Genomic DNA, 16,620 nt, shown 5'->3' with positions numbered 1-16,620 from the left:
TCGACTACTTAAAAATTCGTGCAGCGCAACACGCGCTGCGAGGGTTAAGCCTGGGCAGCCAGGCTCACTTCTTTTGCCACCCGTTCCGTCGCATCAGGGATGGCGGTCGCGCGCGCGCGTTCTGCCATCTCCAGTAATACGTCTCTGTTCCAGCCCGCCAGGGTGGTGGCGACCGCATCGGCGGTAAATTGTGGCTGCTCAAATATTTTTGCGGCACCCGCTTTCTCAAGCGGCAGCGCATTCCAGTACTGCTGTCTGTCTTTGTGCTGGAATGGCACAAACAGCGCGGGTAAACCGGCGGCGGCGATCTCGCTCACCGTCAGCGCGCCTGAGCGACAAACGACGACGTCGGCCCAGGCGTATGCTGCTGCCATGTCATCAATAAACTCTGTAACGTTATGCTGCGACTGCCCCGCCTCGGCGTAAGCCTGCTCAACGGTCTGCTGAGCACCTTTGCCGCTCTGGTGCCAGATGGTAACGGCATCCCCCAGCTTTGCAGCAACCTGCGGCATCGTCTGGTTTAAGATGCGCGCGCCCTGAGAACCGCCGACGACCAGCACACGAACCGGCCCTTCACGGCCCGTCAGGCGAGCATCCGGCAGCGGCAGTGCCAGCACATCCACACGAACCGGGTTACCCACGACGTCCGCTTTCGGGAACGCGCCGGGAAACGCCTGCATGACTTTGGTGGCAATTTTCGCCAGCCATTTGTTAGTCAGGCCGGCAATTCCGTTCTGCTCATGCAATACGACAGGGATACCTAATGACCATGCAGCCAGCCCGCCAGGACCAGACACATAACCGCCCATGCCCAGTACCACATCCGGCTTAAAGCGCTTCATGATGGTGCGCGCCTGACGCCAGGCGTTAAAAATTCGCACCGGCGCCAGGAGTAGCGCCTTGATACCTTTGCCACGCAGGCCAGAAATACGAATAAAGTCGATCTCGATCCCGTGCTTCGGCACCAGATCGGCTTCCATGCGGTCTGCGGTTCCAAGCCAGCGAACCTGCCAGCCCTGATCCATTAAATGGTGCGCAACCGCCAGCCCCGGGAACACATGCCCCCCGGTACCGCCTGCCATCACCATTAACCGCTTCGGTTGATTCATCGTGAACCTCGTGTAAACGCCTGGGCTTTCTCCAGACGCGTCTCATAATCTATGCGTAACAAAAACATGATGGCTGTCGACATGATCAACAGACTCGAACCACCATAACTGATCAACGGCAACGTCAGGCCTTTGGTCGGCAGCATACCTGCTGCGGCCCCGACGTTAACCAATGCCTGGAAACTAAACCAGATACCAATTGAGCAGGCTAAGAAACCTGAGAAACGGTGATCGATTTCCAGCGCTTTTCGGCCAATAGACATGGCGCGGAAAGCGACGAAGAATACCATTAATAGCGCTAATACCACACCGATATAACCCAGTTCTTCCGCAATAATGGAGAAGATGAAGTCAGTATGCGCTTCCGGTAAATACTCCAGCTTTTGAACGGAATTGCCCAGGCCTTGCCCCCAGACCTCACCACGTCCAAAGGCCATCAACGACTGAGTCAGCTGATAACCGCTGCCGAACGGGTCTTCCCACGGATTCCAGAAGGATGTCACACGGCGGATACGATAAGGCTCGGCGAGGATCAGCAGCACAACCGCCGAAATCCCCATCCCGATGATAGCGATGAACTGCCACAGCTTCGCGCCCGCCAGGAACAGCATCGCCAGGGTGGTAACGAACAGCACGACAACGGTACCGAGGTCAGGCTGCGCCAGCAGTAATACCGCCAGCACCAGAATCACGCCCATCGGTTTTAAGAAGCCGCGCAGGTTGTTACGCACTTCATCTACCTTACGCACCAGGTAGTTAGCCAGGTAGCAGAACAGGGAGAGCTTGGTAAATTCCGCAGGCTGAATACGCAGCGGGCCAAAGGCAATCCAGCGCGATGCCCCGTTTACGGAGCTCCCCACCACCAGAACGATCAGCAGCATGATGATTGAAGCAATCAGCATTGCCGTACTGTGCCGCTGCCAGAACTCCATCGGCAGACGTAAAGTCACCAACGCCAGGCAGAATGCCAGGATGATGTACAGACCATCACGCTTGGCAAACAGGAAAGGATCGTTCGCCAGACGCTGTCCAACAGGCATTGAGGCCGATGTCACCATAATAAAACCGACCGCTGCCAGCCCCAGCGTGAGCCAGAACAGCGTGCGATCGTACATGATCAGGCTGTCGTTATCTTTTTGACGAGAGCCCATCACCCAGCCTTTCAGTGCCGCAAACAACCACACCAAGATCCCAAATCCTGGCAGGCGCGGCATTCTCAGGCGAGGGAGAGATAAACGCATCAGCCTAACTCCTTCGCCAGGCGGGTAAAGACATCACCACGCTGTTCGAAATTCTTGAATTGGTCAAGACTGGCGCACGCCGGAGAGAGCAGCACCATATCGCCAGGCTTCACACGTGGGGCAATCAGACGCATAGCCTGTTCCATGGTTTCGGTTTGCTCGGCGACCTCAGGGCGCAGTTCAGCCAGTTCACTGCCGTCACGACCAAAGCAGTAGAGACGAATGTTATCGCCAGTAAGATACTGCTTCAGGGAGGAGAAATCGGCTGACTTACCGTCGCCGCCCAACAGCAGATGCAGCGTGCCGTCAACGTGCAGGCCGTTCAGCGCAGCCTCAGTGCTGCCCACATTGGTAGCTTTGGAGTCGTTAATCCAGCGAACGCCGTTATGCTCCAGCGCCAGCTGGAAACGATGCGCCAGACCGGAAAACGTGGTCAACGCTTTCAGGCTGGAAGAGCGCGGTAAACCCACTGCATCCGCCAGCGCCAGTGCTGCCAGGGCATTGGTATAGTTATGCTGACCGGAGAGTTTCATCTCTTTGACGTTCAGCACTTTCTCACCTTTTACCCGCAGCCAGGTTTCCCCTTGCTGACGGTTCAGGTGGTAATCACCCATGGTAATACCGAAGCTAATGCAGCGTTCATCCGCCCCACGCACTGGCATGGTCAGCGCGTCATCCGCATTGACCACACAGACTTTGGCATTTTCATACACGCGCAGCTTGGCAGCACGGTACTGCTGCAGACCAAATGGATATCTGTCCATATGATCTTCGGTCACGTTAAGGATCGTCGCAGCGGCAGCGTGCAGGCTGGAGGTCGTTTCCAGCTGGAAGCTGGAAAGCTCGAGGACATATAGTTCACAGCCTTTGTCCAGCAGCATCAGCGCTGGCAGGCCGATATTACCGCCTACCCCTACGTTCATGCCTGCAGCTTTCGCCATCTCACCCACCAGAGTGGTTACGGTGCTTTTGCCGTTAGAACCGGTAATGGCAATAACCGGTGCCTGTGCTTCGCGGCAGAACAGTTCGATATCGCCGACAATCTCAACGCCCGCATCCGCAGCAGCGCTCAGTGACGGATGCGCCAGGGCCATACCCGGGCTGGCGACAATCAGATCGGCTGCCAGCAACCAGTCATCATTCAGACCACCAAGGTGGCGTTCAACCTGTTCCGGCAGCTTGTCCAGACCCGGCGGTGAGACACGCGTATCCATCACGCGTGGCGTCACGCCGCGCGCGAGGAAAAAGTCCACGCAGGAAAGGCCAGTAAGGCCCAACCCGATGATAACGACTTTTTTGCCCTGGTAATCTGCCATGATTAACGTACCTTCAGCGTTGCCAGGCCAATCAGCACCAGCATCAGCGAAATAATCCAGAAGCGCACAATGACGCGCGGTTCTGGCCAGCCTTTCAGTTCATAGTGGTGGTGGATCGGTGCCATACGGAAGATACGCTGACCGCGCAGCTTGAAGGAACCGACCTGCAAAATCACCGACAGGGTTTCAACCACAAACACACCCCCCATGATCACCAGCAGGAACTCCTGACGCAGCAGAACGGCAATAATGCCGAGCGCACCGCCCAAAGCCAGGGAACCGACATCCCCCATAAAGACCTGCGCCGGGTAGGTGTTGAACCACAGGAAGCCCAGTCCCGCACCGACAATCGCCGTACAGACGATTACCAGCTCACCCGCGTGTCGCAGATAAGGAATGTGCAAATAGTTGGCAAAGTTCATGTTACCGGTCGCCCACGCTACCAGCGCAAAACCCGCGGCCACGAAGACGGTTGGCATAATCGCCAGACCATCCAGTCCATCGGTCAGGTTGACGGCATTACCGGTACCAACAATGACGAAATACGCCAGCAGGATGTAGAACAACCCAAGTTGCGGCATCACGTCTTTAAAGAACGGTACCACCAGCTCGGTGGCCGGTGTGTCTTTTCCAGCCAGGTACAGCGCAAAGGCCACGCCCAGCGCAATCACCGACATCCAGAAGTACTTCCAGCGGGCGATCAGGCCCTTGGTGTCTTTACGCACCACTTTGCGGTAGTCATCGACAAAGCCAATAATGCCGTAGCCAACCAGGACGGTCAGTACACACCAGACATATGGGTTGGACGGGTACGCCCACAGCAATACTGACACCACAATGGCGGTCAGGATCATGATCCCACCCATGGTAGGGGTACCACGTTTGCTGAAGTGCGACTCCGGACCATCGTTACGCACGACCTGGCCAAAAGAGAGTTTTTGCAGACGGGCAATCATGCGCGGGCCCATCCACAATGAGATGAACAGCGCAGTCAGCAGGCTGACAATGGCGCGAAACGTCAGATAGGAAAAGACGTTAAAGCCTGAGTAATATTTGACCAAATGCTCGGCCAGCCAAACTAACATGTCCCGTTCTCCTGTAATGCGTGCACAACCTCTTCCATGGCGGCACTACGTGAACCTTTCACAAGTACTGTCACAATTTGTTTTTCTGCAATCAACGCGTTGAGGCGTTTAATCAACGCAGCTTTATCGGCAAAATGCTCGCCAACGCCGCTGGCCTGGCTAATCGCCTGGCTCAGTTTTCCTGCGCTCAATACGCAGTCCAGTCCCGCCGCTTTCGCCGCTTCACCGACCTGAGTGTGGCAGGCTTCGCTTTCGTCGCCCAGCTCAGCCATATCACCCACTACCATGATGCGGTAGCCCGGCATCTCAGACAGCACCTGCACCGCAGCCGTCATCGAACCGACGTTCGCGTTGTAGGAGTCATCCAGCAGCAGTTTGTTGTCAGCAAGCTGGATAGGGAACAAGCGTCCCGGTACGGCTTTTAAATTTGCCAGCCCGGTTTTAATCGCTTCATGCGAAGCACCTACCGCTGTCGACAATGCCGCCGCCGCAAGCGCATTGGCGATATTATGGCGACCCGGCAGTGGCAGCAGAACATCGACGCCCCCGGTTGGGGTAGTGAGCGTGAATTCCGTGCCATGCGACGTCACATGAATATTGGTTGCGGTAAAATCACTGTTGGCCGCATTCGGCGAAAAGCGCCAGGTTTTACGCGAGCCAATAATGCTCTGCCAGTTCAGCCAGTCATTGTTGTCGGCATTCATAATGGCAATGCCGTCAACAGGCAGGCCGGTATAGATCTCACCTTTCGCTTTCGCCACACCTTCCAGCGAGCCAAAGCCTTCCAGATGCGCAGCCGCCAGGTTATTCACCAGCGCCGCTTCCGGGCGAGTCAAACTCACGGTCCAGGCAATTTCACCCTGGTGGTTTGCCCCCAGCTCGATAACAGCAAATTCGTGCTCTTTGGTCAGGCGAAGTAATGTCATCGGCACGCCGACGTCATTATTGAGGTTGCCTGCGGTATAAAGCGTATTTCCGCACTGACTCAGAATGGCTGCGGTCATTTCTTTCACAGACGTTTTGCCAGAGGACCCGGTCAGGGCCACGACGCGAGTAGGGACTTGCTGTCGCACCCATGCCGCCAGCTCGCCAAAAGCGAGACGCGTATCCTTCACCACAATCTGCGGCAGATCGACAGCCAGTTTACGGCTAACCAGCAGCGCACCAGCGCCATTTTCTTTGGCCTGCTGTGCAAAATCATGCGCGTCAAAACGCTCACCTTTTAGCGCCACAAACAGACAACCTGCAGTGACTTTGCGGGTGTCGGTCGTCACGGCGTCAATGGTCAGATCCTGACCCAGCAATTCGCCGTGCAGTACCGCAGCAGCCTGACTTAACGTGATGCTAATCATGCCACCACTCCCAGCAGACGTGCTGCCGTTACGCGGTCCGAGTAGTCCAGACGACGATTGCCAACAATCTGATAATCTTCATGGCCTTTACCGGCCAGCAGCACCACGTCATTTTCCTGCGCCTGCATGATGGTGTTCGTTACCGCTTCGGCACGACCTTCAACAACACGCGCACGACCTGCGTCCAGCATACCTGCCAGAATATCGTTGATAATGGCACGCGGCTCTTCGGTACGCGGGTTGTCATCAGTTACGACAGGAATATCCGCGAATTGCTCAGCAATGGCACCCATCAACGGACGTTTGCCTTTGTCGCGATCGCCGCCGCAGCCAAACACGCACCAGAGTTTACCGGCACAGTGCAGGCGCGCCGCTTCCAGCGCTTTTTCCAGCGCATCCGGCGTGTGGGCATAATCAACGACCACGGTCGGTTTACCTGGCGCGCTAAACACTTCCATGCGGCCACAAACCGGCTGCAGACGTTCGGCAGTTTTCAGCAGTTCAGCCATCGGATAGCCCAGCGCCAGTAATGTTGCCAGGGCCAGCAGCAGGTTGCTGACGTTAAACGCCCCCATCAGGCGGCTTTCAATTTCCCCTTCACCCCAGGAAGAGGTAAAGCGGATGGTGGCACCGCTATCGTGGTAGTTCACCTTAACGGCCTTCAACCAGCGACCATGGCAGTTGGGGTTAATATGATCTTCCATTGACACCGCAACCGCATCCGGCAGCTTCGCCAGCCAGCGACGACCTACTTCGTCGTCGGCGTTGATGATGGCTTGACCACAATGATGCGTGGAGTAGAGCAGCCATTTTGCGGCTTCGTAATGCTCCATATCACCATGATAATCGAGGTGATCGCGGCTCAGGTTAGTGAACACAGAGGCTGCAAATTTCAACGCCGCCACACGGTGCTGTACCAGTCCATGCGAAGAAACTTCCATTGCAGCAAAGGTTGCCCCCTGCTCTGCCAGACCAGCAAGGACATGCTGTACATCAACCGCTGATCCGGTGGTATTTTCCGTCGGGCTCACTTTGCCCAGCAGGCCATTGCCTACGGTCCCCATCACCGCACCGGTTTCACCCAACAGTTGCGCCCATTGCGCCATGAGTTGTGTGGTGGTGGTTTTTCCGTTTGTTCCCGTCACGCCAACCAGACGTAATTGGTCGGAAGGTTCGTGGTAGAAACGCCCCGCCAGCGCGGAAAGACGCTCATTTAACTGGCTGAGATAGATAACCGGCACCCCGTGCATCTCACGGATCTCACCGTCGGTTGCCTCATCTTTGGCCTCAGCAATAATGGCAGCAACACCTTGCGCAATCGCCTGCGGGATATAACGACGCCCGTCCGCCTGATGACCGACCACCGCCACAAAAAGATCGCCAGATGCAGCCACGCGGCTGTCCAGTACCATTTCTCGCAGTGCTCGCTCCGGTGCATTTGGCACCCACGGAGCGAGAAGGTCGCGCAAATTACGATCTGCCACCTGTACCCTCGCCTTGATTAATTACAAATTCACTTTTTTCGCCCGTCGCCAGCGCATCCGGTTCGATATTCATGGTGCGCAATACGCCGCCCATAATAGCCCCGAACACAGGCGCGGAGACGGCGCCGCCGTAGTATTTACCCGCCTGTGGATCGTTAATGACGACCACCAGCGCAAAACGCGGATTGCTTGCAGGCGCAACGCCTGCGGTGTAGGCAATGTATTTGTTGATATAGCGGCCGTCTGGCCCGACTTTTTTCGCCGTACCGGTTTTAATGGCGATACGATAGCCTTTGATCGCCGCTTTTACGCCACCGCCACCAGGCAGTGCCACGCTTTCCATCATATGCACAACGGTACGAACGATAGATTCCGGGAAGATCCTCTCTCCAGGAACCGGTGGATCAACTTTGGTAATCGACAGCGGACGATAAACGCCGTAGCTGCCAATCGTTGCGTAGACTCGCGCTAACTGTAACGGGGTTACCATTAGCCCGTAGCCGAAAGAGAAGGTGGCCCTCTCTATGTCAGACCACCGTTGTTTTTGAGGATATAAGCCACTGCGTTCTCCGACCAACCCCAAATTGGTCGCCTTTCCCAGTCCAAAACGTGAGTAAGTCTCTACTAACGCTGAGGACGGCATCGCTAACGCCAGCTTTGAAACACCGACGTTACTCGACTTCTGTAACACCCCGGTCAGGGTTAATTCGCTGTAGCGTGCCACGTCTTTAATCTCGTGGCCGTTAATACGGTAAGGGATCGTGTTCAGAACCGTGTTTTCATTGACGATGCCGCGCTGCAGCGCCGTCATCACCACCATCGGTTTCACCGTCGAGCCCGGCTCGAACACGTCGGTGATCGCCCGGTTACGCATCGCGTCTTTCGCGGTGCCCGTAAAGTTGTTCGGGTTATAGGATGGACTGTTGGCCATCGCCAGCACTTCGCCCGTGCTGACATCCACCAGCACGGCGCTACCTGACTCCGCTTTGTTGAAAGCCACAGCATTGTTCAGCTCGCGGTAGACCAGCGCCTGCAAGCGCTCATCAATACTCAGCGCCAGGTTGTGTGCCGCCTGGCTGTCCGTGGACGAGATATCTTCGATCACGCGACCATAGCGGTCTTTACGCACAATTCGCTCGCCCGGCTGGCCGGTGAGCCACTTATCGAAACTTTTTTCAACGCCCTCAATCCCCTGGCTATCGACGTTAGTGAAGCCAATGAGGTGAGCAGTTACTTCGCCGGAAGGGTAATAACGGCGGGATTCCTCACGAAGATGAATGCCCGGCAGTTTCAGTTTGCGAATGTAGTCAGCCATGTCAGGGTTCACCTGACGCGCCAGATAGATAAAACGCCCTTTCGGGTTAGCGTTGACGCGGGAGGCAAGCTGGTCCAGCGGCATTTTCAGAGCATCGGAGAGCGCTTTCCAGCGGTTATCGAGGGTGATCCCCCCGGCATCGTGCAGCTCTTTCGGGTCAGCCCAGATCGCTTTGACCGGCACACTCACCGCCAACGGACGGCCTGAGCGGTCAGTGATCATCCCGCGGGACGTCGAGACCTCCTGGACACGCAGAGAGCGCATATCGCCCTGACGTACCAGCATGTCAGGCGCGACGATTTGTAACCATGCCACGCGTCCCAGCAGGAAACCCAGTGCCAGTAAAATGCAGCCGCAAAGCAACGCAAAACGCCAACTGACAAAGTTGGCCTGTTCTTCCTGACGTTTTGGTTTTAGCGTTTTTGCCGCTGCTTTCATGCGTCGCGTTTTCCCTTATTTTTGTACTACGATATTTTCCTGGGAAGGATCAACATGCTGCAGTTGCAGCTTTTCCGTTGCGATCCGTTCAACCCGGCTGTGATCGCCGAGCGCGTTTTCTTCAAGGATCAGATTTCGCCATTCAATATCCAGCGCATCGCGTTCCAGTACCATCTGCTCGCGCTGCGCAGTTAATAAACGAGTGTGGTGGGCTGTGGTGACCACCGTTACTGCCGTCACAATGATGCAAATGAACAAGCAGAGTGGCAGCTTCCCAAACCGCAAAAGATCGTCGCCGATCACGCCAGGCAAGGCATGGCGCTCGTTGCTTCCTAACGAATCCTTAACTTTGCTTAGGGTCTCTGTCACTCTGCTGATCATGCGTTCGTCCTCTCTGCAACACGCAGCACTGAACTACGGGCACGTGGATTCTCTGCCACCTCTTCTTCGCCCGGCATCAACTTGCCTAATGCTCGCAACTGACGGCCACCCAGCTTCCTGAGTTGTTCTTCCGTCATCGGCAGCCCCGCTGGGACTTGTGGACCGCGGCTTTGTTCACGCATAAAGCGTTTCACAATACGGTCTTCCAGCGAATGGAAGCTGATGATGGATAACCGCCCACCCGGGGCCAGCACGTCGAGCGAGCTTTTTAGCGCCAGCTCTATTTCCTCCAGTTCACTGTTTACCCAGATGCGAACCGCCTGGAAGGTACGGGTCGCGGGATGTTTGTGTTTATCCTTCACCGGTGTCGCCGCCGCGATCACCTCGGCCAGCTCTTTAGTGCGGGTCATTGGCTCAATGCGGTTACGCTCAACAATGGCGCGCGCAATACGTTTGCCAAAGCGCTCCTCGCCGAAGGTTTTGATTACCCATGCAATATCGGCTTCGTCAGCAGTCTGTAACCACTCAGCGGCAGATTGGCCACGAGTCGGGTCCATACGCATGTCCAGCGGACCATCACGCATAAAGGAAAAGCCACGTTCAGCGTCATCAAGCTGTGGTGAAGAGACGCCAAGATCGAGAAGAATCCCGTCGATCTTGCCCGTCAGGCCGCGCTCAGCAACATATTCCGCGAGCGCAGAGAAAGGTCCATGCACGATGGAAAAGCGTGGGTCATCGATGGTTTGCGCCACGGCAATCGCCTGCGGATCGCGATCGATTGCCAGCAGACGTCCTTCCGCTCCAAGTTGGGAGAGGATCAAACGCGAATGGCCACCGCGACCAAAAGTGCCATCAATGTAGATGCCATCCGGACGAATATTCAGGCCGTTAACGGCCTCGTCCAGTAACACCGTTGTATGTTTATAATTTTCCATCATATTTATAGAGACAAGTCCTGCAGCCGTTCCGATAATGTTGCAGAATCAGACTGCTCAGCGTCGATATCTTCCTTGACCTGTTGATACCAGGTCGTTTCGTCCCACAGTTCAAACTTGTTGAACTGCCCGACCAGCATCACTTCTTTGGTCAGACCGGCATGTTGCCGCAACACAGGTGCAATCAGTAATCGCCCTGCGTTATCCATCTGACACTCACTCGCATGTCCCAATAACAACCGCTGCACGCGGCGTTCCTGTGGGTTCATGCTCGACAGTCGCGACAGCTTTTGCTCAATAATTTCCCATTCAGGCAAGGGGTAAAGCAGCAGGCAGGGGGAGTTAATGTCAATGGTGCAAACCATTTGACCCGCAGCGTTCTCAATCAGCTGGTCGCGGTATCGGGTTGGTACCGATAAACGCCCTTTGCTGTCGAGATTGACTAACGTAGCTCCACGGAACATGCCAGTCTCACCCCTCCTCACCACTTTAACCCACAAATTCCCACCTAAAGGAGTTTACGGAGCGAGGGAAAAGCTTGTCAAGCCAGGACTCTCCCTGTAAGGACTCAAATGCCCTCTATTTACAGAGTTAAACAGTCCTGGTTAATAACTGCACAACTGGCGAGGCAAAATTAACGTTATGAATATTTGTAAGAAAAAAACCGAATATGCACACGAGCGTTAAGACTCACTCAATATCATCGCAGATAAATATAAAGTGTCAGTTTGCGACGCGGGCAGCATTTTATGACAGATTCTCAGGGGATAACAGCGCCAGATTCATCACCGCGCTCGATAAGCACGGCGGCTGGCATGCAAGCGGACACAGGAGAAGGAAAAACGTCTGAATATTCATCGGCCGAATAGGCTTTGTAACAAAACAATACAAAAATAGGTGCTTAAACCCGCTTAAAAGTTCTTTGACGCTCATTTTAAAAGTCAAAATGAATTAAGAGAAATAGCCGATTATGATTCCTAAGGAATTATCCTAATTTCTGTCAGGGAATTATCTCTGCAAATTATTACAACAAAATGGGGCAGATTTCGCCGCCCCAATCATTTCATTTGTTGCGGCTTAAAATTCCGCGATGGTAGAGATTACGTTTGATACGAGTCAGGCCCGGCTTCGGTTTCCGCGGCTCATCCAGGCTCGCCAGCACAATCTCCAGTACACGTTCAGCCACATCACGATGACGTTGCGCCACCGCCAGCACCGGGCACTGGAGGAAATCGAGCAGTTCGTTATCACCGAAAGTGGCAATGGCCAGGTCTGATGGCAGCTTACCTTCCCGACGTAAGGTCACATCCATTACACCTTGCAGAAGAGCAAACGAGGTGGTGAACAATGCCTGAGGCATCGGGTGCGTCTCCAGCCATTTCTCGAACAGCTGCGCGGCTGCTTCACGTTCATAGCTGTTAGCATAGAGATAGTGAACCTCACGCGGATCGTCTTTCCAGGCGGTCCTGAATCCCTGTTCACGGAGGAAACTCACAGACAGCTCCGGCAGCGCGCCAAGATAAAGCACGGTTTCAGCCGGAAAGGTTCTTAGCTCTGCAGCCAGCATTTCCGCATCATCCTGATCGGCTCCCACAACACTGGTGAAGTGTTCGCGATCCAGGGCGCGATCCAGCGCAACAATCGGGAACGAATCGTTAGCCCAGCGCTGATAAAACGGATGCTCTGGTGGCAAAGATGTCGAAACGATGATGGCATCCACCTGACGCTGGAGCAGGTGCTCAATGCAGCGCATTTCGTTGTCGGGCTGGTCTTCCGAGCAGGCAATCAGCAATTGATAGCCACGCTGGCGAGCCTGACGTTCAAGATAGTTAGCGATACGGGTGTAGCTGGTGTTTTCCAGATCCGGGATCACCAGACCAATAGAGCGGGTGCGCCCGGCACGCAAACCGGCTGCGACAGCATTCGGATGGTAGTTATGTTCACGAACCACCGCCATAACTTTTTCAACGGTCTTATCGCTGACACGGTACTGCTTTGCTTTACCGTTAATCACATAGCTGGCCGTTGTTCGTGACACGCCGGCTAGCCGGGCGATTTCATCCAGTTTCACAATTGCCCCTTAAAAAAAGAAAAGAGTCCATGGCCCTGTCAAGGTTATGGTTAAATCTTTTAACATCTAAACGCAGAAAAGCCTTCGCGGCAACCGCTTTTATCTGCGTTGTCGGCTGATTACGCAAAAAAAAGCCCGGCTTTGGTGACCGGGCTGAAAGAGGCGAACCTTTTTGACAACTAACGCATGATTTTCTCGCCGCGTGACAGGCCAACCACGCCCGATCTCGCGACCTCAACAATTTTTGCTACATCCCGCACGGACGCCAGGAAAGCATCCAGCTTGTCACTTGTACCGACCAGTTGAACCGTATAGAGGGAAGGCGTGACGTCGATAATCTGCCCACGGAAGATATCCGCACTGCGTTTGACCTCCTCACGTCCGTAGCCGGTGGCCTGGATTTTCACCAGCATGACCTCACGCTCAACATAGGCCCCCTGGCCCAGCTCGCTCACGCGCAGTACATCAACCAGCTTATGCAGTTGCTTCTCAATTTGCTCAAGCACTTTGGCATCGCCGACGGTTTGAATGGTCATCCGCGACAGCGTCGGATCGTCCGTCGGTGCAACGGTCAGGCTTTCAATGTTATAGCCGCGCTGCGCAAATAGCCCAATGACGCGCGACAGTGCGCCAGACTCGTTTTCCAGTAACACAGATAATATCCGGCGCATATCAGGTTCTCTCCGTTTTGCTTAACCACATTTCATCCATACCACCACCGCGAATATGCATCGGATAAACGTGCTCGGTCCCATCAACAATCACATCCATAAAGACGAGGCGGTTGTTTTTAACGTGTTCAAGCGCTTCAGCGAGCTTCGTTTCCAGCTCAGCTGGATCTGTCACCCGCATGCCAACGTGACCGTAAGCTTCAGCAAGACGAACAAAATCCGGCAGCGATTTCATATATGACTGTGAATGGCGGCCTGAATAGATCATATCCTGCCACTGTTTGACCATACCCAGGTAGCCGTTATTCAGGTTCAGCACAAGAACCGGCAGTTCATACTGCAGCGCGGTAGACAACTCCTGAATGTTCATCTGGATACTGCCATCCCCGGTTACGCAGACGACGGTTTCATTCGGCAGTGCCAGCTTCACGCCCAGCGCCGCAGGTAGACCAAAGCCCATCGTTCCTAAGCCGCCCGAGTTGATCCAGTGTCGCGGTTTATCAAACGGGTAATACAGGGCGGCAAACATCTGGTGCTGCCCCACGTCTGAGGTCACGTAAGCCTCACCTTTCGTCAGTCGCCACACCGCTTCGATAACCGCCTGCGGCTTAATGTTTTCGCTTTGCGTGTCATATTTCAGACACTGGCGCGCACGCCACCGATCAATCTGCTGCCACCAGTCACGGATCTCATCCAGCGGCTGGGTAGCGTTCTCCTGGGCCAGCAGATCCAGCATTTGCTCCAGAACCTGACGAGCATCACCGACGATCGGCACATCCGCCGACACCGTTTTTGAAATTGACGTCGGATCGATATCAATATGCAGCACGGTGGCATTCGGACAATACTTCGCCAGATTGTTGGTAGTACGATCGTCAAAGCGCACCCCGACCGCAAAGATCACGTCAGAATGATGCATAGTCATGTTGGCTTCATAGGTACCGTGCATACCCAGCATTCCCAGCGCCTGAGGGTGGGTGGCCGGGAATGCCCCAAGCCCCATCAGCGACGACGCTACAGGAAGGTTAAGCTTTTCAATCAGTTCGCGAAGCTGTACTTCGCAGGCAGAATTGATCGCCCCGCCGCCGACATAAACCACCGGTTTTTTGGCCGCCAGAAGCGTTTGTAAAGCCCGCTTGATCTGACCTTTATGGCCCTGCGTTGTTGGGTTATAAGAGCGCATGCTGACCGATTCTGGCCAGACATAAGGCAGCTTGTTTGCAGGGTTCAGAATATCTTTAGGCAGATCGACCACCACCGGTCCCGGACGCCCGCTTGCCGCTAGCCAGAAGGCCTTTTTCAGGACGCCAGGAATGTCTTCGGTTTGCTTTACCAGGAAGCTGTGCTTCACAACGGGACGCGAAATCCCCACCATGTCGCACTCCTGAAACGCATCGTAGCCGATCAGTGAGGTCGCCACCTGCCCGGAGAGGATCACCAGCGGGATAGAGTCCATATACGCCGTTGCAATACCGGTGATGGCGTTAGTTGCACCAGGACCTGACGTGACTAAGACCACGCCCACTTCACCCGTCGCACGTGCCAGGCCGTCAGCCATATGAACTGCCGCCTGCTCGTGGCGTACCAGAACATGGTCAATGCCACCTACCGTATGCAGCGCATCATAGATATCAAGGACTGCGCCGCCAGGGTAGCCGAACACTTGCTTCACGCCCTGATCGATAAGCGATCGCACGACCATTTCCGCGCCAGACAACATCTCCATGCTTTGCCTCCAGGCATTTTGTTATAGACGGACTGCCGAATTCATTTCCGCACCGTCTTACGATTGGGATGAACCAATCTTATATTTTGCAGAGTGATCCTTACCTTAACCGCTCGTTATGAGGCAGGCAATTAGCAAACCGGCAGAGAGAAGAGGTACTTAAAGCAGAAAAAACAGACATTGGGAGGCGATGTGGTCAATTCATCTGGCATTAGAGGATGCGATGATAAATCATCGCTAAAAAGCGCGATGATTCAGTAATTCATCTATTTTTGCGAGCCTGATAGCAGCCAAAAAAAATCACAACAGAATAAAATATCAATAATCAAAATGAAGTCAGGATAAATCACATATATCGATGCAATTTACCCTGATGCGTTTACCGGCGGCAAATGCTAAGGAAGGTGCGAACAAGTTCCTGATATGAGATCATCATATTCATCCGGAGCGCATCCCAGAGGGACATCATGAGCCATCAACTCACCTTCGCCGATAGTGAATTCAGCACTAAGCGCCGTCAGACCCGAAAAGAGATTTTCCTCTCCCGCATGGAGCAGATTCTGCCATGGCAGAATATGACCGCTGTCATCGAGCCGTTTTATCCCAAGGCGGGCAATGGCCGACGGCCCTATCCGCTGGAGACCATGCTGCGTATTCACTGCATGCAGCATTGGTACAACCTGAGCGACGGTGCCATGGAAGATGCCCTGTACGAAATCGCCTCCATGCGCCTGTTTGCCCGATTATCCCTGGATAGCGCCCTGCCGGATCGCACCACCATCATGAATTTCCGCCACCTGCTCGAGCAGCATCAACTGGCCCGTCAATTGTTCAAGACCATCAATCGCTGGCTGGCCGAAGCAGGCGTCATGATGACCCAAGGCACTTTGGTGGATGCCACCATCATTGAGGCACCCAACTCTACCAAGAACAAAGAGCAGCAACGCGATCCGGAGATGCATCAGACCAAGAAAGGCAATCAGTGGCACTTTGGCATGAAGGCCCACATTGGTGTCGATGCCAAGAGTGGCCTGACCCACAGCCTGGTCACCACCGCGGCCAACGAGCATGACCTCAATCAGCTGGGTAATCTGCTTCATGGAGAGGAGCAATTTGTCTCAGCCGATGCCGGCTACCAGGGAGCGCCACAGCGCGAGGAGCTGGCCGAGGTGGATGTGGACTGGCTGATCGCCGAGCGTCCCGGCAAGGTAAAAACCTTGAAGCAGCATCCGCGCAAGAACAAAACGGCCATCAACATCGAATACATGAAAGCCAGCATCCGTGCCAGGGTGGAGCACCCGTTTCGCATCATCAAGCGGCAGTTCGGCTTCGTGAAAGCCAGATACAAGGGGCTGCTGAAAAACGATAACCAACTGGCGATGTTATTCACCCTGGCCAACCTGTTTCGGGTGGACCAAATGATACGTCAGTGGGAGAGATCTCAGTAAAAACCGGAAATAACGCCAGAAATGGTGGAAAAAATAGCCTAAATAGGC

The 16,620-nt window shown here is 54.6% G+C and carries 14 protein-coding genes; 1 reads left to right on the top strand and 13 read right to left on the bottom strand.

The window, feature by feature from the left end:
• Positions 1-44 precede the first annotated feature (44 nt).
• From murG to ilvI, 13 genes are all read right to left on the bottom strand, one after another.
• Positions 45-1,109 carry an undecaprenyldiphospho-muramoylpentapeptide beta-N-acetylglucosaminyltransferase gene (gene murG / locus ACLHV9_RS03765; protein ID WP_049005271.1) on the bottom strand — a complete coding sequence of 355 codons (1,065 nt, stop codon included), beginning with the start codon at positions 1,107-1,109 and terminating at the stop codon, positions 45-47.
• A complete protein-coding gene (gene ftsW / locus ACLHV9_RS03760; protein ID WP_028016683.1) occupies positions 1,106-2,350 on the bottom strand; it encodes a cell division protein FtsW in 1,245 nt (414 codons plus the stop codon). The genes murG and ftsW overlap by 4 nt, the downstream gene beginning before the upstream one ends.
• On the bottom strand, positions 2,350-3,666 hold the full coding sequence (gene murD, locus ACLHV9_RS03755) for a UDP-N-acetylmuramoyl-L-alanine--D-glutamate ligase (protein WP_128348250.1): 1,317 nt from the start codon (positions 3,664-3,666) through the stop codon (positions 2,350-2,352). Before murD ends, ftsW begins: the two co-directional genes overlap by 1 nt.
• A gap of 2 nt (positions 3,667-3,668) precedes the next feature.
• On the bottom strand, positions 3,669-4,751 hold the full coding sequence (gene mraY / locus ACLHV9_RS03750; protein WP_008501985.1) for a phospho-N-acetylmuramoyl-pentapeptide-transferase: 1,083 nt from the start codon (positions 4,749-4,751) through the stop codon (positions 3,669-3,671).
• Positions 4,745-6,103, bottom strand: coding sequence for a UDP-N-acetylmuramoyl-tripeptide--D-alanyl-D-alanine ligase (gene murF, locus ACLHV9_RS03745; RefSeq protein ID WP_128348249.1), 1,359 nt, complete (start codon positions 6,101-6,103; stop codon positions 4,745-4,747). The genes mraY and murF overlap by 7 nt, the downstream gene beginning before the upstream one ends.
• On the bottom strand, positions 6,100-7,587 hold the full coding sequence (murE, locus tag ACLHV9_RS03740; RefSeq protein WP_257246802.1) for a UDP-N-acetylmuramoyl-L-alanyl-D-glutamate--2,6-diaminopimelate ligase: 1,488 nt from the start codon (positions 7,585-7,587) through the stop codon (positions 6,100-6,102). The genes murF and murE overlap by 4 nt, the downstream gene beginning before the upstream one ends.
• On the bottom strand, positions 7,574-9,340 hold the full coding sequence (locus ACLHV9_RS03735) for a peptidoglycan glycosyltransferase FtsI (protein WP_028016678.1): 1,767 nt from the start codon (positions 9,338-9,340) through the stop codon (positions 7,574-7,576). The genes murE and ACLHV9_RS03735 overlap by 14 nt, the downstream gene beginning before the upstream one ends.
• 15 nt (positions 9,341-9,355) lie before the next feature.
• On the bottom strand, positions 9,356-9,721 hold the full coding sequence (gene ftsL, locus ACLHV9_RS03730) for a cell division protein FtsL (RefSeq protein ID WP_014830643.1): 366 nt from the start codon (positions 9,719-9,721) through the stop codon (positions 9,356-9,358).
• Positions 9,718-10,659, bottom strand: a complete 942-nt coding sequence (rsmH, locus tag ACLHV9_RS03725; protein ID WP_028016677.1) for a 16S rRNA (cytosine(1402)-N(4))-methyltransferase RsmH — start codon at positions 10,657-10,659, stop codon at positions 9,718-9,720. The genes ftsL and rsmH overlap by 4 nt, the downstream gene beginning before the upstream one ends.
• Positions 10,660-10,661: 2 nt before the next feature.
• Positions 10,662-11,120 carry a division/cell wall cluster transcriptional repressor MraZ gene (gene mraZ / locus ACLHV9_RS03720; RefSeq protein ID WP_021240528.1) on the bottom strand — a complete coding sequence of 153 codons (459 nt, stop codon included), beginning with the start codon at positions 11,118-11,120 and terminating at the stop codon, positions 10,662-10,664.
• 599 nt (positions 11,121-11,719) lie between these two features.
• A complete protein-coding gene (gene cra / locus ACLHV9_RS03715; protein ID WP_028016676.1) occupies positions 11,720-12,727 on the bottom strand; it encodes a catabolite repressor/activator in 1,008 nt (335 codons plus the stop codon).
• A gap of 179 nt (positions 12,728-12,906) precedes the next feature.
• Entirely contained in the window at positions 12,907-13,398 is a 492-nt protein-coding gene (gene ilvN / locus ACLHV9_RS03710; RefSeq protein WP_028016675.1) for an acetolactate synthase small subunit, read from the bottom strand.
• 1 nt (position 13,399) lies between these two features.
• Positions 13,400-15,124: an acetolactate synthase 3 large subunit gene (ilvI, locus tag ACLHV9_RS03705; protein WP_049005266.1), complete on the bottom strand. Its 1,725-nt coding sequence runs from the start codon at positions 15,122-15,124 to the stop codon at positions 13,400-13,402.
• A gap of 467 nt (positions 15,125-15,591) precedes the next feature.
• Between ilvI and ACLHV9_RS03700 the strand changes: the two genes are divergently transcribed.
• On the top strand, positions 15,592-16,572 hold the full coding sequence (locus tag ACLHV9_RS03700) for an IS5-like element ISKpn26 family transposase (protein ID WP_407220155.1): 981 nt from the start codon (positions 15,592-15,594) through the stop codon (positions 16,570-16,572).
• Positions 16,573-16,620 lie beyond the last annotated feature (48 nt).

The sequence above is a fragment of the Enterobacter sp. CPE_E890 genome (assembly GCF_046521475.1).
In the GTDB taxonomy this organism is placed as follows: domain Bacteria; phylum Pseudomonadota; class Gammaproteobacteria; order Enterobacterales; family Enterobacteriaceae; genus Enterobacter; species Enterobacter adelaidei.
Note: the sequence above shows the minus strand (reverse complement) of the source record. Positions and strands in the feature narration are given on the sequence as shown.